This window comes from Pseudomonas sp. B10 (genome assembly GCF_900156235.1).
In the GTDB taxonomy this organism is placed as follows: Bacteria; Pseudomonadota; Gammaproteobacteria; order Pseudomonadales; family Pseudomonadaceae; genus Aquipseudomonas; species Aquipseudomonas siliginis.
The window spans coordinates 2,446,290-2,465,193 of the sequence record NZ_LT707063.1 but is presented as its reverse complement, the minus strand read 5'-3'; the positions used below and the strand labels follow the sequence as shown (position 1 = coordinate 2,465,193).

20 protein-coding genes and 1 tRNA gene are annotated in these 18,904 nt (G+C 60.7%); 6 read left to right on the top strand and 15 right to left on the bottom strand.

Annotated features, from left to right (window positions below; translation table 11 throughout):
- Positions 1-19: 19 nt before the first annotated feature.
- The 5 genes from BXA01_RS11005 to BXA01_RS10985 form a co-directional block, all read right to left on the bottom strand.
- Entirely contained in the window at positions 20-961 is a 942-nt protein-coding gene (locus BXA01_RS11005; protein WP_003171603.1) for a ribose-phosphate pyrophosphokinase, read from the bottom strand.
- A 45-nt stretch (positions 962-1,006) separates the two neighbouring features.
- A tRNA-Gln gene (locus BXA01_RS11000) sits at positions 1,007-1,081 on the bottom strand.
- A 37-nt stretch (positions 1,082-1,118) separates the two neighbouring features.
- On the bottom strand, positions 1,119-1,970 hold the full coding sequence (ispE, locus tag BXA01_RS10995; RefSeq protein WP_076564108.1) for a 4-(cytidine 5'-diphospho)-2-C-methyl-D-erythritol kinase: 852 nt from the start codon (positions 1,968-1,970) through the stop codon (positions 1,119-1,121).
- Positions 1,971-1,973: 3 nt separating this feature from the next.
- Positions 1,974-2,591, bottom strand: coding sequence for a lipoprotein insertase outer membrane protein LolB (gene lolB, locus BXA01_RS10990; protein ID WP_076564107.1), 618 nt, complete (start codon positions 2,589-2,591; stop codon positions 1,974-1,976).
- Positions 2,592-2,594: 3 nt separating this feature from the next.
- A complete protein-coding gene (locus tag BXA01_RS10985) occupies positions 2,595-4,319 on the bottom strand; it encodes a tetratricopeptide repeat protein (protein WP_076564106.1) in 1,725 nt (574 codons plus the stop codon).
- A 182-nt stretch (positions 4,320-4,501) separates the two neighbouring features.
- On the opposite strand from BXA01_RS10985, the gene hemA reads away from it, so the two are divergent.
- From hemA to BXA01_RS10955, 6 genes are all read left to right on the top strand, one after another.
- Positions 4,502-5,788, top strand: coding sequence for a glutamyl-tRNA reductase (gene hemA / locus BXA01_RS10980; protein WP_016773209.1), 1,287 nt, complete (start codon positions 4,502-4,504; stop codon positions 5,786-5,788).
- Positions 5,785-6,867, top strand: coding sequence for a peptide chain release factor 1 (gene prfA, locus BXA01_RS10975; protein WP_016773210.1), 1,083 nt, complete (start codon positions 5,785-5,787; stop codon positions 6,865-6,867). Before hemA ends, prfA begins: the two co-directional genes overlap by 4 nt.
- Positions 6,868-7,698, top strand: coding sequence for a peptide chain release factor N(5)-glutamine methyltransferase (gene prmC, locus BXA01_RS10970; RefSeq protein WP_016773211.1), 831 nt, complete (start codon positions 6,868-6,870; stop codon positions 7,696-7,698).
- Complete coding sequence (locus tag BXA01_RS10965; RefSeq protein WP_024014293.1) at positions 7,692-8,447, top strand: molybdopterin-synthase adenylyltransferase MoeB; 756 nt, start codon at positions 7,692-7,694, stop codon at positions 8,445-8,447. The genes prmC and BXA01_RS10965 overlap by 7 nt, the downstream gene beginning before the upstream one ends.
- Positions 8,440-9,231, top strand: coding sequence for a glutamate racemase (gene murI, locus BXA01_RS10960; RefSeq protein WP_076564105.1), 792 nt, complete (start codon positions 8,440-8,442; stop codon positions 9,229-9,231). Before BXA01_RS10965 ends, murI begins: the two co-directional genes overlap by 8 nt.
- A 111-nt stretch (positions 9,232-9,342) precedes the next feature.
- Entirely contained in the window at positions 9,343-9,861 is a 519-nt protein-coding gene (locus BXA01_RS10955; RefSeq protein ID WP_076564104.1) for an acyloxyacyl hydrolase, read from the top strand.
- Between the two features lie 133 nt (positions 9,862-9,994).
- Here the strand turns inward: BXA01_RS10955 and BXA01_RS10950 are convergent, their stop codons facing one another.
- The 10 genes from BXA01_RS10950 to BXA01_RS10905 are packed head-to-tail and all read right to left on the bottom strand — an operon-like array spanning position 9,995 to position 18,704.
- The gene (locus BXA01_RS10950) at positions 9,995-10,300 is read right to left on the bottom strand and encodes a YkgJ family cysteine cluster protein (protein WP_024014290.1); all 306 of its coding nucleotides are present in this window, start codon (positions 10,298-10,300) and stop codon (positions 9,995-9,997) included.
- A gap of 52 nt (positions 10,301-10,352) precedes the next feature.
- A complete protein-coding gene (locus BXA01_RS10945; protein ID WP_076564103.1) occupies positions 10,353-10,844 on the bottom strand; it encodes a DUF2878 domain-containing protein in 492 nt (163 codons plus the stop codon).
- Positions 10,837-12,102, bottom strand: coding sequence for an SAM-dependent methyltransferase (locus BXA01_RS10940; RefSeq protein WP_016773216.1), 1,266 nt, complete (start codon positions 12,100-12,102; stop codon positions 10,837-10,839). Before BXA01_RS10940 ends, BXA01_RS10945 begins: the two co-directional genes overlap by 8 nt.
- The gene (locus BXA01_RS10935) at positions 12,089-12,904 is read right to left on the bottom strand and encodes a DUF1365 domain-containing protein (RefSeq protein ID WP_076564102.1); all 816 of its coding nucleotides are present in this window, start codon (positions 12,902-12,904) and stop codon (positions 12,089-12,091) included. Before BXA01_RS10935 ends, BXA01_RS10940 begins: the two co-directional genes overlap by 14 nt.
- Positions 12,901-14,148, bottom strand: a complete 1,248-nt coding sequence (locus BXA01_RS10930) for an NAD(P)/FAD-dependent oxidoreductase (RefSeq protein ID WP_076564101.1) — start codon at positions 14,146-14,148, stop codon at positions 12,901-12,903. Before BXA01_RS10930 ends, BXA01_RS10935 begins: the two co-directional genes overlap by 4 nt.
- Complete coding sequence (locus BXA01_RS10925; protein WP_041479996.1) at positions 14,145-14,927, bottom strand: SDR family NAD(P)-dependent oxidoreductase; 783 nt, start codon at positions 14,925-14,927, stop codon at positions 14,145-14,147. Before BXA01_RS10925 ends, BXA01_RS10930 begins: the two co-directional genes overlap by 4 nt.
- Positions 14,924-15,346 carry a nuclear transport factor 2 family protein gene (locus tag BXA01_RS10920; protein WP_076564100.1) on the bottom strand — a complete coding sequence of 141 codons (423 nt, stop codon included), beginning with the start codon at positions 15,344-15,346 and terminating at the stop codon, positions 14,924-14,926. Before BXA01_RS10920 ends, BXA01_RS10925 begins: the two co-directional genes overlap by 4 nt.
- The gene (gene phrB / locus BXA01_RS10915) at positions 15,339-16,784 is read right to left on the bottom strand and encodes a deoxyribodipyrimidine photo-lyase (RefSeq protein ID WP_076564099.1); all 1,446 of its coding nucleotides are present in this window, start codon (positions 16,782-16,784) and stop codon (positions 15,339-15,341) included. Before phrB ends, BXA01_RS10920 begins: the two co-directional genes overlap by 8 nt.
- A 16-nt stretch (positions 16,785-16,800) precedes the next feature.
- Positions 16,801-17,742: a MerR family transcriptional regulator gene (locus BXA01_RS10910; protein WP_076564098.1), complete on the bottom strand. Its 942-nt coding sequence runs from the start codon at positions 17,740-17,742 to the stop codon at positions 16,801-16,803.
- A complete protein-coding gene (locus BXA01_RS10905; RefSeq protein WP_041479992.1) occupies positions 17,742-18,704 on the bottom strand; it encodes a YbgA family protein in 963 nt (320 codons plus the stop codon). Before BXA01_RS10905 ends, BXA01_RS10910 begins: the two co-directional genes overlap by 1 nt.
- Between the last annotated feature and the right edge of the window lie 200 nt (positions 18,705-18,904).

The window sequence follows — 18,904 nt, the reverse complement described above, 5'->3', positions numbered from 1 at the left end:
TTCGCGAAGGGCAGGGCCCTTAACGGAACATCGCGCTGATCGATTCTTCATTGCTGATGCGGCGAACCGCTTCGGCAACAACCGGTGCGATATCCAGTTGACGGATACGTGCACAGGCTTGTGCTGCAGCGGACAGCGGGATGGTGTTAGTGACCACCAGCTCGTCCAGCACGGAATTTTCGATATTCTCGATGGCCCGGCCCGACAGCACAGGGTGTGTGCAGTAGGCAAAGACCTTGGCTGCGCCATGCTCTTTCAGGGCCTTGGCCGCGTGGCACAGGGTGCCGGCGGTATCGACCATGTCATCGACGAGAATACAGGTACGCCCTTCGACATCACCGATGATATGCATCACTTCAGAGTGATTGGCTTTCTCACGGCGTTTGTCGATGATCCCGAGATCGACGCCCAGCGACTTGGCAACAGCCCGTGCACGCACGACGCCACCAATGTCCGGAGACACGATCATCAGGTTTTCGAAGCGCTGATCTTCGATGTCATCCACCAGAACCGGGGAGCCGTAGATGTTATCTACCGGAATATCGAAGAAGCCCTGAATCTGGTCAGCATGCAGATCAACCGTGAGAACACGGTCGATGCCGACTACGGTAAGCATGTCAGCAACGACTTTCGCGCTGATAGCCACACGTGCGGAACGCGGACGGCGATCCTGACGGGCATAACCAAAATAAGGAATAACAGCAGTGATACGAGTAGCCGAGGAGCGGCGGAAGGCGTCAGCCATCACTACCAGTTCCATCAGGTTATCGTTGGTCGGAGCGCAGGTCGGCTGAATAATGAAGACGTCTTTACCGCGAACGTTTTCATTGATCTCGGCTGTGATTTCGCCGTCGGAAAACTTGCCGACAGAGATGTCACCGAGAGGGATATGCAGCTGACGTACGACACGCCGAGCCAGATCGGGGTTGGCATTCCCCGTAAAGACCATCATCTTGGACACGCGCAGTACCTAGAGGCTGAGGGTAACCTGGATGAGTAGAGAAAATGGCAGGGGCGGCTGGATTCGAACCAACGCATGGCAGGATCAAAACCTGCTGCCTTACCGCTTGGCGACGCCCCTGTATCTGTTGCTTTCAAGTGCCGGGCACTTGATTCCTTTAGAGCAGACTTTGCAGCTTGCGATGCAACATCGAAACGTTGCTTCCTTTCGCTACAAACCCTGTAAGGGTCTCTGTCAGAAGGGCCGAGACTTTATCAGCTTCAGCTTTGCTTGGGAAGCCCCCAAACACACAACTTCCAGTTCCGGTGAGCTTCGCTTCGGTAAATTTACCTAACAAATCCAATGCGTTACGTACCTCTGGATAACGCCTTGCTACCACCGGCAAGCAGTCATTTCGACTGTTTCCCTCGGGAACGGGGCGCACTTTAATGGGCGGTGTGTTACGTGTCAACAAAGGATCGGAAAAAATTTCTGCCGTACTAACAGCGACTTGCGGCACGAGCACCAGATACCACGGTTCTTCGGGGTCGACCGGGGTCAGTTTCTCGCCAACACCCTCGGCAAATGCTGCATGGCCACGGACGAACACCGGTACGTCGGCACCAAGTGACAGGCCCAGTTGCGCAAGACGATCTTCATCCCAGCCCAGTTGCCACAAATGGTTGAGACCGAGCAAAGTCGTCGCCGCATTCGAACTGCCGCCACCGATGCCGCCGCCCATGGGCAGGACTTTGTCGATCCAGATGTCGATGCCGAGCGCGCAGCCGGACTGTTGCTGCAACATCTTCGCCGCGCGCACGATCAGGTTGCTGTCGTGGGGCACGCCGGCGAACTCGGTGTGCAGCTGAATCACGCCGTCATCGCGCACGGCGAAAGTGAGTTCATCGCCGTAATCGAGGAACTGAAACAGCGTCTGCAATTCGTGATAACCGTCTTCACGGCGACCGAGAATGTGCAGCATCAAGTTGAGTTTGGCCGGCGAGGGCAGGGTCAGGCGTACAGCGGTCATGCTTTATTGCCCCAACTTGCGCGGTTGCCAGGTCTTGATCACCAGCGTCACGTCAAGGTCGGTGCCGTGCAGTTTGATGCGCTCGGGCAGCCAGTAACCATTCTGTTCGGTGTAGGCGGTGTATTCGACTTTCCAGCCGTCCTGCTCAAGGCTGGCCAGACGACTGTCGGCGTCCAGGTTCAAGCGACTTTTGCTTTCCGGAGCGGGCAGGCCACGAACCCACCAGGCCAGATTCGACACCGGTAATTTCCAGCCCAGCTGTTCTTCGAGCAGAGCTTCGGGTGATTGCGATTCGTAGCGGCCTTGGTTGGCGACTTCCAGCGACACCTTGCCCGGACGCCCGGTCAGGCGTGCCGCGCCGCGACCCAGCGGGCCGGACAGGCGAATGTCGTAATAGTCCTGGCGCTGCAGCCAGAACAGCGTGCCGCTGCCGGAATCCTTCGGCGCGCGGATGCCGATCTTGCCGTCGATCTGCCAGCCATCAAGGCCGGTCAGTTGCTGTTTATTCGCCGCCCACTGGGCCGGGCTGCCGTGGCCCTCGACCGATTCGCGAGTGCCGAAACCCGAGCAGCCGGCGAGCAGGGCGATGAAGCTGAAAACAATAATGTGGCGCAAAAGCATGGTTTAAAGATTCTCGGATCCGGTCAGGCGCTTGATGGTGCTGCGCAGAATGGTGCTGTCGGGCTGATCCTTGAGGAACTTGCCCCACACTTGTTTGGCTTCGCGCTGATTGCCCTTGGCCCAGAGGACTTCGCCCAGGTGCGCGGCGACTTCGTGGTCAGGGAAACGCTCGAGCGCCTGGCGCAGGTATTTCTCCGCGTCGTCCAGATTGCCCAGGCGATAGTTCACCCAGCCGAGGCTGTCGAGAACCGCCGGGTCTTCCGGATTGATCTGGTGCGCCTGCTCGATCAGGGTTTTCGCTTCAGCGTAACGGGTGGTGCGATCGGACAAGGTGTAGCCCAGCGCATTGAGCGCCATGGCGTTGTCCGGGTCGCGCTTGATGATCAGGCGCAGGTCTTTCTCCATTTGCGCCAGATCATTGCGTTTCTCCGCGAGCATGGCGCGGGTGTAAAGCAGATTGAGATCGTCCGGGTATTTCTGCAGCGCTTGTTGCAGAACCTTCCAGGCCTTGTCGTCCTGTTTGTTGGCCGACAGGCTTTCCGACTCGATCAGATACAGCTGGATCGCGTAATCGGGCTGCTCGTCACGCTCGGCCGCCAGTTTGCTCTGCGCTTCGGCGGTTTTGCCGTTGCTCATCAGGATATCGGCCTGACGCAGCTGTGCCGGCAGATAGTCATTGCCCGGGCCGACCTGGGCGTATTCGATGAGCGCGCCTTGCGGGTCGTTGCGCTCTTCGGCAATCCGACCGAGATTCAGATGCGCTGAATCGACGTGGCTTTCGCGTGCGATCAGGTCTTCCAGATAACCCTTGGCCTCTTCCCACGCCTTGGCTTCCAGGCACACCAGCGCCAGCGAATAACGCAGTTCGTCGTCTTCCGGGTATTGCTGAACGAGGGTGGAGAATTCGGCCTTGGCGTCGTCCATGCGGTCCTGTTCAACCAGCATGCGCGCGTAGGTCAGGCGCAGGCGTTTGTCTTCCGGGTATTTCCTGATGCTTTTTTGCAGCAGCGGCAGCGCTTCGTCGCCACGGTTGAGCAACTGAAGCAGGCGCGCGCGCAGCAGGATCGGTGCGATTTCGCCGTCTTCCGGTGGGTTGTCTTCGAGCAGAGTCAGCGCGCCTTGATTGTCGCCGTCCTGCTGGAGCAGCAGAGCCTTGCCGAAAATCAGCTGATTGTTGTTCGGGTGGCGCTCAAGCAAACGGTCGAAGCTTTTCATCAGGCCGTTGCGGGTTTCCTGATCGGTGTCGGCGGCCGACAGCGCGAGGAAGTCGAAATGGGTGTCGCCCTTGCCCTGCAGGACTTTCTCCATATAGACCATGGAGTCGTCGTAACGCCCGGCGCGAGCCAGTTGCACGGCAGCGGCGCGTTGCGCTTCGAGATCGTCCGGCGCGTTGCGCGCCCAGATCAGCGCGGTGTCGAGGGCCGGTTGATCGGCGCCCAGATATTCGGCGATGCGGAACGCACGCTCGGAAACGCCCGGATCCTGGGTGTTGATGGCCTGGGTCACGTAGTTGTCCAGGGCAATGTCGAAACGATTGCGCTGGCCGGCGAGTTCGGCGCTCAGCAGGCTGAACACGGTTTCCTCGCTGAATGAGCCGTAAACCTTGGGCTTTTCAGGTGCGGGCGTGGTGTCTTCGACCGGCGGGGTGCCGTCCGGCGCAACGGGCGCCATGGCCTGGCAGCCGCTGAGGAAGACAAAAGCGAGGAGCAACGCGGAAGATCTATTCATATAGGAAGAGGACGACTAACCTGCGGTCGGATCATCATGACACAAGCCTTCGGCCAAACATAACCGAGACTCAATTGTGGCCATTATAGGGGCTGACGATTGGGACAATAGTCAGCGGTAGTTGTTCTGAATCTTTCGAAGTAGGACAATTGCCGGCTTCACGTCACCACCAGCGACCTTGAATGGCCTTCCTTGCACTCGGTATTAACCACAAGACTGCTTCAGTAGACGTCCGCGAGCGCGTGGCCTTTACCCCTGAGCAACTGGTGGAGGCCTTGCAGCAGCTCTGCCGACTGACCGACAGCCGCGAAGCCGCGATCCTCTCCACCTGCAATCGCAGTGAGCTTTATATAGAACAGGATCAGCTGTCGGCCGATGTCGTGCTGCGCTGGCTGGCCGATTATCACCATCTGAGCCTCGACGAACTGCGCGCTAGTGCCTATGTGCATGAAGACGATGCGGCTGTTCGTCACATGATGCGCGTCGCCTCCGGGCTTGACTCGCTGGTGCTGGGCGAACCACAGATTCTCGGTCAGATGAAATCGGCCTACGCCGTGGCCCGCGAGGCCGGCACCATCGGTCCGCTGCTGGGGCGGCTGTTTCAGGCGACGTTCAATGCCGCCAAGCAGGTGCGTACCGATACTGCGATCGGCGAGAACCCGGTGTCGGTAGCGTTTGCCGCAGTGAGCCTGGCGAAACAGATTTTCAGCGATCTGCAACGCAGCCAGGCGCTGCTGATCGGTGCCGGCGAGACGATTACGCTGGTCGCGCGCCATTTGCATGAGCTGGGGGTCAAGCGCATCGTCGTTGCCAACCGCACGCTGGAGCGCGCCAGCCAGTTGGCCGAGCAATTCGGCGCTCACGCCGTGCTGCTCTCGGACATTCCGGCGGAGCTGGTGCGCAGCGATATCGTCATCAGTTCGACCGCCAGCCAGTTGCCAATCCTCGGCAAGGGTGCGGTGGAAAGTGCGCTGAAGCTGCGCAAGCACAAGCCGATTTTCATGGTCGACATTGCGGTACCGCGCGATATCGAGCCGGAAGTCGGCGAGCTCGACGACGTTTATCTGTACAGCGTTGACGATCTCCACGAAGTGGTCGCCGAGAACCTCAAGAGCCGCCAGGGCGCTGCGCAAGCGGCGGAGGAAATGGTCTCGGTCGGCGCCGACGATTTCATGGTGCGCCTGCGCGAACTGGCGGCGGTCGACGTGCTCAAGGCCTATCGTCAACAGAGCGAACGCCTGCGGGACGAGGAATTGCAGAAGGCCCTGCGTCTGCTGGCCAACGGCGGCAACGCCGAAGACGTGCTCGGGCAACTGGCCCGTGGCCTGACCAACAAACTTTTGCATGCGCCCAGCGTGCAGTTGAAAAAGCTGTCTGCCGAAGGCCGCCTCGATGCGCTGGCCATGGCCCAGGAACTCTTTGCCCTTGAGGGCTCACCGGATAGTTTTTCGGATAAAAAACCGCAATGAAAGCGTCACTGCTCAACAAGCTGGACATTCTCCAGGACCGTTTCGAGGAACTGACCGCGCTGCTCGGCGACGGTGAAGTCATTGCCGATCAGGCCAAATTCCGCGCCTATTCCAAGGAGTACGCCGAACTCGAGCCGGTAGTGGCCGCCTATAAAAAGCTGCTTGGCGTACAAAGCGATCTTGAAGGCGCGCAGGCACTGCTCAAGGACAACGACCCGGACATGCGCGAAATGGCCGTGGAAGAAGTTCGCGAAGCCAAGGAGTTGCTGGTCACGCTGGAGTCCGATCTGCAGCGCATGCTGCTGCCTAAAGATCCGAATGACGGGCGTAACGTGTTCCTCGAAATCCGCGCCGGCACCGGTGGCGACGAGGCGGCGATCTTCTCCGGCGACCTGTTTCGCATGTACTCGCGTTATGCCGAGCGGCGTGGCTGGCGCGTAGAGATCCTCTCGGAAAACGAAGGCGAACACGGTGGCTATAAAGAAGTCATCGCGCGCATCGAAGGCGACAACGTTTACGGCAAGCTGAAATTCGAGTCCGGCGCACACCGCGTCCAACGTGTCCCCGCCACCGAATCTCAAGGCCGGATCCACACGTCGGCCTGCACCGTGGCGGTGTTGCCCGAGCCGGATGAGCGCGAAGCCATCGAGATCAACCCGGCGGATCTGCGCGTCGACACTTACCGTTCCTCCGGGGCCGGTGGTCAGCACGTCAACACCACCGATTCGGCGATACGCATCACCCACATCCCGACCGGCACTGTCGTCGAATGCCAAGAGGAGCGCTCCCAGCACAAGAACCGCGCGCGGGCGATGGCGTGGCTGTCGGCCAAGCTCAACGATCAGCAAAACGCAGCGGCAGCCAACGCGATTGCCAGTGAGCGCAAGTTGCTGGTCGGCTCCGGCGATCGTTCCGAGCGTATCCGCACCTACAATTACGCCCAGGGCCGGGTCACCGACCATCGCGTCAACCTGACCCTGTATTCCCTGGATGAAATTCTCGCCGGTGGCGTCGAAGCCGTGATCGAGCCCTTGCTGGCCGAATATCAGGCTGACCAACTCGCAGCGATAGGTGAATAAATGACCATCATCGCCAGCCTGTTGCGCGCCGCCGAGCTGCCGGACTCGCCGACTGCGCGTCTGGACGCTGAATTGCTTCTCGCCGCCGCACTGGGCAAGTCGCGCAGCTTCCTGCACACCTGGCCCGAGCGCATCGTGCCGAGTGAAGCGGCGCTGACCTTTGCCGAGTATTTGCAACGGCGGCGTAGCGGTGAGCCAGTGGCTTACATTCTCGGCCAGCAGGGCTTCTGGAAACTCGATCTGGAAGTCGCGCCACATACGCTGATTCCGCGTCCCGACACCGAATTGCTGGTGGAGGCAGCCCTTGAGCTGCTGCCGGCAACCCCGGCCAAGGTCCTCGACTTGGGCACCGGCAGTGGCGCGATTGCTTTGGCTTTGGCCAGCGAACGCCCGGCGTGGAAGGTCACCGCTGTGGATCGCGTGCTCGAAGCCGTGGCCCTGGCCGAACGCAATCGCCAGCGTCTGCACCTGAACAACGCTACTGTGCTGAGCAGCCATTGGTTCAGCGCCCTTGAAGGCCAGCGCTTTCAACTGATCATCAGCAACCCGCCGTACATTGCCGCCGCCGATCCGCATCTGGTCGAGGGCGATGTACGCTTCGAACCGGCCAGTGCGCTGATCGCCGGTGAAGATGGCCTCGACGATCTGCGCCTGATTGTTGCGCAGGCGCCGGATCATCTTGAAGCCGGCGGCTGGCTGATGCTCGAACACGGCTATGATCAGGCCGAAGCCGTGCGTGATCTGCTGCTCACTCGTGGCTTTGAAGAAGTTCACAGCCGCACCGATCTGGGCGGCCATCAACGCATCAGTCTGGGGCGCCTGCCGTGCTGAATGATCAGGAATTGCTGCGCTACAGCCGGCAGATTCTGCTGCAACACATCGACATCGACGGGCAGCTGAAGCTCAAGGCCAGCCGCGTGCTGATCGTCGGCCTTGGCGGTCTCGGCGCGCCGGTGGCGTTGTATCTGGCGGCAGCCGGCGTCGGCGAGTTGCATCTGGCGGATTTCGACACGGTCGATCTGACCAACCTGCAACGGCAGATCATTCACGACACCGACAGTGTCGGCATGTCCAAGGTCGACTCGGCGCTCAAGCGCCTGGGCGCGATCAATCCCGAGATTCAACTGGTCGCCCATCGTCAGGCGCTGGACGCCGATTCCCTCGCCGCAGTGGTGGCGGCGGTGGATCTGGTGCTCGATTGCTCGGACAACTTCTCTACCCGTGAGGCGGTCAACGCCGCCTGTGTTGCCGCGCGCAAGCCCTTGGTCAGCGGTGCGGCAATTCGTCTGGAAGGGCAGCTGTCGGTGTTCGATCCACGGCGTGCCGAGAGCCCTTGCTACCACTGCCTTTACGGACACGGCAGCGAAGCCGAACTGACGTGCAGCGAGGCTGGCGTGGTCGGGCCATTGGTCGGTCTGGTCGGCAGCTTGCAGGCGCTGGAAGCGTTGAAGGTGCTGGTCGGCTTTGGCGAACCGTTGGTGGGGCGTTTGTTGCTGATCGATGCTCTGGGTTCGCGCTTCCGTGAGCTGCGGGTCAAGCGCGATCCGGGCTGCAGCGTCTGTGGCGCCCGCCATGCGTGAAGCGCCGATCGGCGTGTTCGATTCCGGGGTCGGCGGCTTGTCGGTCCTCGGCGAAATCCAGCGCTTGCTGCCCAATGAATCGCTGCTTTACGTCGCCGATTGCGGGAACATTCCTTACGGCGAGAAAACCCCGGAATTCATCCGCCAGCGTTGCAGTGCGATGGCAGGATTTTTTCGCGAGCAGGGTGCCAAGGCTCTGGTGCTGGCGTGCAATACCGCGACTGTGGCCGGTGTTGCCGACTTGCGTCGCGACTTTCCCGACTGGCCGATTGTCGGCATGGAACCGGCGGTCAAACCGGCCGCAGCGGCCACACGAAGCGGCGTGGTTGGCGTCCTGGCCACGACCGGCACGTTGCAGAGCGCGAAGTTTGCCGCGTTGCTGGATCGTTTCGCGGCTGACATAAAAGTCATCACCCAGCCCTGTCCGGGACTGGTCGAACTGATCGAAACGGGTGATCTGCACAGCGCCGAATTACGCACTTTATTGCAAGGTTACGTCGCTCCATTGCTGGCGCAAAACTGCGACACAATCATTCTTGGCTGCACCCATTATCCCTTCCTCAAGCCGTTACTCAGGTCGATGATCGCCGACGATGTCAGCCTGATCGATACCGGAGCTGCCGTGGCCCGGCAGTTGCAGCGCTTGCTCGCCGAGCGTGATCTGCTGGCGCAACGTCCGAGCCAGCCGGTGAAGTTCTGGACCAGCGGCGATCCGCAATCCTTCAGAAAAATCCTACCGTTGCTGGGCCAAACTGCGTCGAATGTGCAAAACTTCGACTTGTAAAAAAAATGTGAAATAACTAAAAAAACGCTGAACTTCTGACCAAGCGCGGATTTCTATAGCGACAGCAGCAACTAAAAACCAAACGATCGTTCCGGAAAAGGAAGTTTCAAAGTGAAGCGACTATTCTGCTTGGCCGCGATTGCGGCCGCACTGATGGGGCAAAGCATTACTGCACAAGCCGCTGGCGTTGAATTCGCCGTCGGCGGTACCAGCGATTCGACAATGACGTATCGCTTAGGGATGAATTTCGACTGGGACAAGAGCTGGCTGCAGAGCGACGTGGGTCGTCTGACCGGCTACTGGAGCGGTGCCTACACGTACTGGGAAGGTGACAAGACTTCCAGCAACAACAGCCTGTCGTTCTCACCTGTATTCGTTTACGAGTTTGCCGGCCAGTCGGTCAAGCCATACGTGGAAGCGGGTATCGGCGTGGCGTTGTTCTCCAACACCGAATACGAAAGCAACAACCTGGGCGGCTCCTTCCAGTTTGAAGACCGCATCGGTGTCGGCCTGCGTTTCAACGGCGGCCACGAAGTCGGCATCCGCGCCACGCACTACTCCAACGCCGGCCTGTCCAGCGACAACGATGGTGTAGAAAGCTACGCGCTGCATTACACAATGCCGCTGTAATCCGCCTACGCGGAACCAACGTGGGAGCGAGCCTGCTCGCGAAAGCAGAGTGTCAGTCAATTCAAATGGTGGCTGACACACCGCCTTCGCGAGCAGGCTCGCTCCCACAGTTGTTTCTGCGCCGTCAAACAAATCAGCGGTAGGCTGTCGCAATACCCCGGCGCTCTTCGATGCACTCCGGCGCGCCCATTTCAAACTCGCGGCAAATCAGCGGGCGTCGTTCATAGATCGTGCACATCATGCTGTCGCGATCCAGTGCCGCGCACCAGCCGTCGTCCAGACGCAGCATCACTTCGCCGCCCCATTCATCGGTATCGATAAAGCGATCAGGCACGCCGGTGTCGGTGATCAGCATCACTTCGAGCTGGCAGCAGCACGCCGCACAGGTCGAGCAGGTGACCGCCGGTTCGGCGATTTGTGTGTGAGGGATGGTTTTCATCGTGGCAGTGTAAGGCAGTGATCGCGGTGGGTGTGAAAGCGCTGACGGACGCTCACGGCGCCAGACGCCGCGCCATCAAATGCAACAGTGGGAACAAGCCTGCCCAGAGCAGCCCGATAACGATCAGCGTTGACACCTCGCCGTAGGGAAATTGCACGCCGGCCAGGCGTCCGCCACCGTAGTACGACAACGCCCCGCCCACCGCGCCAAGTCCGCTGGCCAGCCACCATGGCCGCGCGCTCCAGGCCAGGCAGTGGCGCAACGTGGTGGCGAGCAACGCCCACAGCAGCATCAGCCACAGCGGAATCAGCGGTGACGCGTCTGCAAAGCGGAACACGCCGAGATAACGCAAGACACTGTCCACCGCCGTGCCGACAATCACCACGCACAGTATCAAACGACCTTCCGCCGCCCAACTGCTGATCCAGCGCAGATGAATCACCAGCGCCGCCAGTGCCAGCAGCAGCCACAAACTGTTGCCGCCAAGTACGCAGGCCAGCCAGCCGAGCTGAAACAGCACGGCATTGGCGATTCGCTCACGCATCGAAGCGTCCGAGCAGGGGAGCGGTCATCGCCGCCGGTTTGGCCAGCAGCAATTGCGCGGTGCCGATGGTGCGTTCGAGGAATCCGCCCTCGCAGTAGCACAGATAGAACTCCCACAAACGCAGGAAATAATCGTCGTAGCCCAGTTCGCTCAGGCGACCGTGGGCGAGGCGAAAGTTCTCGTGCCACAGGCGCAGGGTCTTGGCGTAATGCAGGCCGAAATCTTCCATGTGCAGCAGGTTCATGTCGGTTTCGCGGCTGACCACATCGAGCATCTTGTGCACCGATGGCAGGGCGCCGCCGGGGAAGATGTAGCGCTGGATAAAGTCGACGCTGCGCTTGGCCTGTTCGTAGCGTTGCTCGCGAATGGTGATCGCCTGGAGCAGCATCAGGCCGTTGCTCTTGAGCAACTGCGCGCATTGCTTGAAGTAGGTGGGCAGGAACCGATGGCCGACCGCTTCGATCATCTCGATCGACACCAGTTTGTCGTACTCGCCACTCAGGTCGCGGTAATCCTTGAGCAGCAAGGTGACGCGGTCCTGCAAGCCCAATTGTTCGATGCGTTTGGCAGTGAACGCGAACTGCTCTTTCGACAGCGTCGTGGTGGTCACGCGGCAACCGTAATGCTGCGCCGCGTACAACGCCATGCTGCCCCAGCCGGTGCCGATTTCCAGCAGGTGGTCGCTGGGCTTGAGCGCGAGTTTCTGGCAGATGCGCTCGAGTTTGTTCAGTTGCGCCTGTTCCAGGGTGTCGCTCGGCGAAAGGAACTGGGCGGCGGAATACATCATGGTCGGGTCGAGAAACTGTTCGAACAGTTCATTGCCGAGGTCGTAGTGCGCGGCGATGTTTTTCTGCGAACCCTTGCGCGTGTTGCGGTTGAGCCAGTGCAGGCCTTGCACGAAGGGCCGGCCGAGACGCGCCAGGCCACCCTCCATGGCATCGAGTACATCGAGATTGCTGACGAATACGCGCACCACAGCAGTCAGGTCCGGCGAACTCCAATAGCCGTGGATGAATGCTTCGCCGGCGCCGATCGAGCCGCTGCTGGCGACCATGCCCCACAGGGCCGGATCGAGCACATGGACTTCACCAAGCAGAGCACTGCCCGGGGTGCCGAAAAGCATTTGTTCGCCATCCTCGACGACCATCAATTGTCCGTGTTTGAGCTGGGCCAATTGGCGCAACACGCCACGGCGCAGCAGCGAGCCGGTCAAACCGTTGGTGCTGAAGCGACCGAGCGGCAGGCTAGAGGATTTCATGGTGCGGCTCCTTCGGAGGCACAGTGGCGGTTTTAAAGCTGCCGTCGGCAGCCTGGTGAGGGAAGATCGGCGCGCGCTTGAGCAGCAGTCGCAGTGCTTGCCAATAAATCGCCAGAGCGGTTTTTGCGGTCATCCACGGGAAGCGCCGCAGATAGCGATGCAGGCTGCGACGATCGAGCGGTTCGCGGCGCAGATTCAGTGTGGCGTCGAACAGTTTCTCGCTGCCCTGCCAATCGGCCATGTGCACACCCAGGCTTTGCGCGGCCGGGCTGAAGCTCATGCGGTATTCGAGGTCACGGGGCAGAAACGGCGAGACGTGAAACGCCTTGGCTACAGCAAAATGTTGGTGGAAATCCACCAGACTGGTCGGCGTCTGCGCCGGCAACACGTAATGAAAACGCTCGCGCCATGGCGTATTGGTGACTTCACAAACGATCGCCGCGAGTTGTCCGTCGGCTTCATGGCAGTAGAAGAAGCTCACCGGATTGAACGACAGCCCCCAGCTGCGCGGCTGGGTCAGCAGGCATACCGCGCCTTGTGGTTCATGACCGATGGCTGCACCGACCTGCTGGCGCACGGCGTCGATCAGGCGCATGCCCTTGCCGGTGAAGGCTTTCAGGTAATCGGTTTCGCGAAACGAGAACGGCGCAAAGCGGCTGCGCCCCACCAGTGGCGACAAGGCCAGCACGGCGTCTTGTTCGCTCAGGTCGAGATAGAGCAGGCCAATGCGGTAGCGGAATTCGTGGCGGCGCGGCGCAAAACGTCGGTGGCCAATCACGCCGCTATACAGTGCGCTGTTCACAGGGTTTCACCGAACGCAGCGGCCACGCGCAAACCGCTGACCACGCCGTCTTCATGAAAGCCGTTGGCCCAGTAGGCGCCGCAATAATGCGTGTGCTGCTCGCCATCGAGTTCGCCCCATCGGTTTTGCGCGGCCGCTGCGGCGAGCGTGTATTGCGGGTGGGCGTAGGTGTAGCGGGCCAGTACCTTGTCCGGGCTGATGCCGGCGGTCTGGTTGAGGCTGACGCAGAACGTGGTGTCGCTTTCGATGCCCTGCAGGATGTTCATGTTGTAGGTGACCGCCGCGCGCGTATGGCCGGCGCCCCCGAGGCGATAATTCCAGCTGGCCCAGGCCAGTTTGCGCGTCGGCAGCAGGCGCGTGTCGGTGTGCAGCACGACGTCGTTGTCGGCGTAGAGCAGGGCGCCGAGAATCGAGCGCTCGGCGTCGCTCGGGTTGGCCAGCAGGTTCAGCGCCTGATCGCTGTGACAGGCGAACACCACTTTGTCGAAATGTTCGAGGCCGGCCGGGCTGTGGATAACCACGCCATGCTGATTGCGCTCGACGCGGCTGACCGGGCAGTTCAGGCGAATCCTGTCGCTGAACGAAGCGGTCAGCGGCGCGACGTAGGCACTGGAACCGCCTTCGATGACCTGCCACTGCGGCCTATCACTGACCGACAACAGGCCATGATTCTTGAAAAAACGCAGGAAAAACTGCAGCGGGAAATTGAGCATTTCCGCCATCGGCATCGACCAGATCGCCGCGCCCATCGGCACGATGTAATGCAGGATGAAACGCTCGCCGTAGCCGCCGGCCTTGAGGTAATCATCGAGCGTGGTATCGGCGGCGATGCGCAGTTCGATCAAGTCGCGCTGGGCTTCTTTGTTGAAGCGCAGAATATCGCGCAGCATGCCCCAGAACCCCGGCGACAACAGATTGCTACGCTGGGCGAACAGGCTGTTGAGGTTGTTGCCGTTGTACTCCACGCCAGTGTCCGGGTCGGTTACCGAAAAGCTCATTTCGGTCGGCTTGAACGCCACGCCGAGCTGGTTGAGCAAGCGAATGAAGTTCGGGTAGGTCCAGTCGTTGAACACGATGAAACCGGTATCTATGGCGAACGATTGCCCGGCCACGCTGACCGGTACGGTGTGGGTATGGCCGCCGACCCAGTCACTCGCTTCGAACACGGTGATGTCGTGGCGGCGGTTCAGCAGGTAGGCGCAGGTGAGCCCGGCGATACCGCTGCCAATTACGGCGATTTTCATATCGGGTCCCGCTGCGGTGGGTTCTTGCGCACCATGCGTTTGCCGATCGCCAGTTGCGCGCGAGCGGGCAGCTTGGACAGCGGCCACAGCGCGGCCATGAACAGCCCCGGGAAGGCAATTTCCAGCGGACGGTCCTTGAGTTTGGCGAAGATGTGCCGCGCCGCTTTATCCGCAGGCCAGCTCAGCGGCATCGGGAAATCGTTCCTCTCGGTCAGCGGCGTTTCGACAAAACCCGGGCTGATGATGGTGACTTCAATGCCTTCATCCGCCAGATCGATGCGCAGCGATTCGAACAGGTAACGCAGCCCGGCCTTCGATGCGCCATAGGCTTCGGCCCGTGGCAGCGGCAGGTAAGTCACCGAGCTGGCCATGCCGACCAGGTGCGGCGCCGTGCCTTTGCGCAGCAGCGGCAGGGCGGCTTCGATGCAATAGCTGCTGGCGAGCAGATTGGTGCGCACTACGTGCTCGATGATCGACGAGTCGAACTGGCGCGCGTCGACATATTCACAGGTGCCGGCGTTGAGAATCACGCTGTCCAGCGAACCCCAGGCCTCGGTGATCTGCTCACCGATTTCGCGCACGGTCTGACTGTTGGTCAGATCGCCGGGCACCACCAGCACCTGGCCCGGGTAGCGCTGGGACAAAACCTTGAGCGGCGCGGCCGAGCGCGAGCTGACCGCCAGGTGTGCGCCGCTTTTCAGAATGTCCTCACACAAGGCTGCACCGATGCCACTGCTGGCGCCGGTCAACCAATACCGCCGTGGAGGTGTACGACTCATCCCATTCTCCTTTTCAGCCAGGCAATCACCCGGCCCAATATTGGCAAGTGTTCATACAGCAGCGCCCCGGCATCGAAATAATCCCGATGGCGATAAACCTTGTCGCGCCAGAGCAGGTGCGAGCAGCCACCGACCCTGATTTCCCGACCGTTGGCCAGGCGCGGATGGCGATAACTCATGACCCAGCGCAGGTAACCCTCACCTTCGCGGGTCTGGTCAAAGCCGTGAAAATCGAAACGCAGATCGCTGACGTTGGCGTACAGCTCACTGAAGTAATCCCGCAGTTGTGCCAGGCCCTGAACTTCGTGCAGCGGATCGGTGAAATGAATGTCTTCGCTGTACAGCTCGCCGAGGCGATGCAGGTTGTCCTTGTTCAACCCGGAAAACTCGCGGGCGAAGCTGCGCAGGAATTCACTCATCGCTGCCGCCCACAGGCTGGCGCGACGGCAAGTTCTTGAACGCTGTCAGCGCACGCTCGCGTGAAGTGCTGAGGTTAACGATCGGCGCCGGATAATCGGCCACGCCGAACAGTCCTCCGGCTGCCGCCGGATTGTGCACTTCCTTCTTGTTGAGCCCGGCCAGTTCCGGCAACCAGTGCTTGATGAACACGCCTTCGGCATCGAATTTTTCCGACTGGCTCAACGGGTTGAAGATACGGAAGTACGGCGCCGAGTCGGTGCCGGTCGATGAGCTCCACTGCCAGCCACCGTTGTTGGCCGCCAGGTCGCCGTCGATCAGGTGGCGCATGAAAAAGCGTTCGCCCTCGCGCCAGTCGATTAACAGATTTTTGGTCAGGAACATCGCCACGACCATGCGCAGGCGATTGTGCATCCAGCCGGTTTCGAGCAATTGGCGCATCGCCGCATCGATGATCGGCAGTCCGGTGCGTGCCTCCTGCCAGGCCTTGAGTTCTTCCGGCGCATCGCGCCAGGCCAGCGCCTCGGTTTCCGGGCGGAAGGCGCGATGCCGGGAGACGCGTGGGTAGCCGACCAGAATGTGTTTATAGAACTCGCGCCACAGCAGCTCGTTGATCCAGGTCACCGCGCCGACCTTGCCGCTTTCGAACTCGCCCTGATTGCTTTGCAGCGCGGCGTGCAGGCACTGGCGTGGCGAGATCACCCCGGCGGCGAGGTATGCCGACAATTGGCTGGTGCCGGGTTTGGCCGGGAAATCGCGTTCGCTGCGGTAGTAGTCGATCTGCGCGTCGGTGAAGGTGTCGAGGCGGCGCCGCGCCTCTTGCTCGCCGGCCGGCCACAGGGCGCGCAGGGATTCGCTCGGCGTGGCGAAGCCTTTGACCGCCTCGGGAATTGCGTCACTTTCGATATCCAGCGCGGCCTGTTTGCCCGGTGCTTTGGTCAATGCAGGCATCGAGCGGTGCAGGCGTTCGTAGCAGACCTTGCGGAACTGACTGAACACCTGGAAATAGGTGCCGGTCTTGGTCAGGATCGTGCCGGGTTTGAACAGCAATTGATCCAGATAGCTGTGGAATTCGATGCCCTCGGCTCGCAACGTTTCGGCCACGGCTTCATCGCGGCGGCTTTCGTGAACGCCGTATTCCTCGTTGACGTGCACCGCCTCGATCTTCAATTGCCGGCACAGCTTGAGCAGTTCTGCCGGTGCCTGATCCCAGTGCGGTGCGCTGCGAATCAACAACGGGATGTTCAGCGCGCCGAGGCTCTGGCTCAGTTCGCGCAAATTGCGCAGCCAGAAATCCACTTTGCACGGCGCATCGTCGTGCTCCAGCCATTGCTGCGGACTCAACAGATACACCGCCACGGTCGGGCCGCGCGCTGCGGCGGCCGCGAGGGCAGTGTTGTCATGTTGGCGCAAGTCGCTGCGCAGCCAGATCAGTTGCATGTGATTAAACCCATCATCAAATCAATCCGCGCTCGAGCAGCGCCTGGTGTGCGGCAAGCGGATCTTCAGCCAGGAACAGACCGGCAGTCTGGGCGCTGCGTGCGGACAACTCGTCGTGGTGGATGTGCACCGCGGGGCCGGCAATCACGGTCGGGCAATTGACGTTCGCCAACAGCTTTGGCAACTGCGCCAGTTGCATGGCTTTGCTCGAATACAGCAGCACGCCACGGGCTTGCAGATGCTCGACGGTCAGCGCCAGTTCACCGGCCGGCAGTGGCCAGTCGAACACTTGCACCGGGCAATCGGCACTGCTGATCAGCCATGCGCACAGCCACAGATGCGGCTCCAGCGGCAGGTCGGAATGATTGATCAACAACAGCGGCGCCGAATGCAGCTGACGGTTGTTATGGTAGATGCGTGCGCCGAATTTGCTGCGCAACCAGGAAAAGAAAAACGTCCGTTCCATCTGTGCGCCGAACTGGCCCTGCCAGCGCTGTTCGAGCTCGGCCAGCAGCGGCATCAGCAATTGCTCGCACAACGTCCGTGGCGGATACAAGGCGATGGCCTGATTGACGCTGTCATCCAGCGCCCGCTCATTGAGCGCGGTGACCGCCGACAGCAAGGTCTGATGCAGACGCTGCCAATCGTTTTCCACGGTTTCCGTGAAGGCCTGCGGCGCATCGAGCAGTGGCTTGACCTGGCTGACCGCAACGCCACGGTTGAGCCAGGTGAGGATGGCCATGATTCGCTGCACATGTTCAGCGCTATACAGTCGATGGCCCTTGGGCGTGCGCTGGGGCACCACCAACCCATAGCGACGTTCCCACGCGCGCAGGGTGATGGCGTTGACGCCGGTCTGCCGCGCGACTTCGCGAATTGGCAACCAGCCCTCGTCGAGGGCTTTCTTGAAGTCGGCGCCGAGGTCTTCCTGGGCGCTGCTGTCGGTTTTATCGTTCATTAGATCGCGTTTCGCAGACTGAGGTTTTCCGGATGCGGCTGCAGGTAAACCTGCTGCGCGATGTACGGGTCCGGATGGAGTCGAAAATGGTGTTTGAGCAGCGTCAACGGCACCACCAGCGGCACGATGCCCTGGCGGTACTGGCCGATGATCTGCTGCATTTCCTGTTTGTCTTCGGCGCTCAGCGATTGTTTCAAATAACCGCTGAGGTGCAGCAGCACGTTGCAGTGGGTGCCGCGCGTGGCGCATTTCTTCAGCGCGGCCATCAGCTCGCTGAAGTAGCGCGGGCCGAGCTCGGCGGGATCGCTGTCAGCCATGTTGCCGAGCATCTTGCCGAGGTTTTTGTATTGCAGCGGGTTGTGCGCCATCAGCAGGTACTTGTAGCGCGAATGGAATTCGGTGAGGGCGCGGCGGCTCAGGCCCTCGGCGAGCACTTGCTGCCAGGCGCTGTAGGCGAGGACGCGGGTGATGAAGTTTTCCCGCAGCACCGGATCGTTGAGGCGCCCGGCTTCTTCCACCGGCAGATCCGGATGCTGTGCACAGAATGCCTGAGCATAGATGCCGCGTCCGCCACCGTTCACTGGCGCGCCGTTGTCGTGATAGACCTTGACCCGTTCCAGCCCGCAGGAGGGCGACTGCTGCATGAAGATGTAGCCGGACAGGTCCTGCAACTCGGCGGCCATTTTCTCGCCGTACTCGGCCAGCGGCCTGGTGACGTTGATGGTGCGGTCGACGGTGCCGACGGCCTCGGGTTGTTCAGGGTCGCCGACCAGCCGGATCGGCTCACGGGGAATGCCCATGCCGATGGCGACTTCCGGGCACAGCGGGACGAAGTCGAAATATTCGGTGAGGGTACGGCTGCACAGCCGCGATTCCTTGTGCCCACCGTTGTAGCGCACTTCTTCGCCCAACAGGCAGGCGCTGATGGCGATCTTCGGCTTGGACAGGGAAGCAGTAGACATGGGCACCTCGAATCTATACCTGTACAGAGAGTTATCGCTGTACAACTTTTCCTCAGCATAGATCGATGGATGTACAAGTCAAATGATTTGTATAAGATTTTTGTACGGAGCTGAATCTGTGGGAGCGAGCCGGCTCGCGAAAGCGGTGGGTCAGTAAAGGAATTCGCATCTGATACAGCGCTATCGCGAGCAGGCTCGCT

Excerpts from the sequence above, each read along its gene's own strand:
- BXA01_RS10920 (WP_076564100.1), bottom strand. The coding sequence starts at position 15,346 with ATGAGTGAATTCCTGCGCAGCTTCGCCCGCGAGTTTTCCGGGTTGAAC.
- BXA01_RS10945 (WP_076564103.1), bottom strand. The coding sequence starts at position 10,844 with ATGCGTGAGCGAATCGCCAATGCCGTGCTGTTTCAGCTCGGCTGGCTG.
- murI (WP_076564105.1), top strand. The coding sequence starts at position 8,440 with ATGCGTGAAGCGCCGATCGGCGTGTTCGATTCCGGGGTCGGCGGCTTG.
- BXA01_RS10940 (WP_016773216.1), bottom strand. The coding sequence starts at position 12,102 with ATGAAATCCTCTAGCCTGCCGCTCGGTCGCTTCAGCACCAACGGTTTG.
- lolB (WP_076564107.1), bottom strand. The coding sequence starts at position 2,591 with ATGCTTTTGCGCCACATTATTGTTTTCAGCTTCATCGCCCTGCTCGCC.
- prfA (WP_016773210.1), top strand. The coding sequence starts at position 5,785 with ATGAAAGCGTCACTGCTCAACAAGCTGGACATTCTCCAGGACCGTTTC.
- ispE (WP_076564108.1), bottom strand. The coding sequence starts at position 1,970 with ATGACCGCTGTACGCCTGACCCTGCCCTCGCCGGCCAAACTCAACTTG.
- phrB (WP_076564099.1), bottom strand. The coding sequence starts at position 16,784 with ATGCAACTGATCTGGCTGCGCAGCGACTTGCGCCAACATGACAACACT.
- BXA01_RS10925 (WP_041479996.1), bottom strand. The coding sequence starts at position 14,927 with ATGAGTCGTACACCTCCACGGCGGTATTGGTTGACCGGCGCCAGCAGT.
- BXA01_RS10930 (WP_076564101.1), bottom strand. The coding sequence starts at position 14,148 with ATGAAAATCGCCGTAATTGGCAGCGGTATCGCCGGGCTCACCTGCGCC.
- BXA01_RS10950 (WP_024014290.1), bottom strand. The coding sequence starts at position 10,300 with ATGAAAACCATCCCTCACACACAAATCGCCGAACCGGCGGTCACCTGC.
- BXA01_RS10905 (WP_041479992.1), bottom strand. The coding sequence starts at position 18,704 with ATGTCTACTGCTTCCCTGTCCAAGCCGAAGATCGCCATCAGCGCCTGC.
- prmC (WP_016773211.1), top strand. The coding sequence starts at position 6,868 with ATGACCATCATCGCCAGCCTGTTGCGCGCCGCCGAGCTGCCGGACTCG.
- BXA01_RS10985 (WP_076564106.1), bottom strand. The coding sequence starts at position 4,319 with ATGAATAGATCTTCCGCGTTGCTCCTCGCTTTTGTCTTCCTCAGCGGC.
- hemA (WP_016773209.1), top strand. The coding sequence starts at position 4,502 with ATGGCCTTCCTTGCACTCGGTATTAACCACAAGACTGCTTCAGTAGAC.
- BXA01_RS10910 (WP_076564098.1), bottom strand. The coding sequence starts at position 17,742 with ATGAACGATAAAACCGACAGCAGCGCCCAGGAAGACCTCGGCGCCGAC.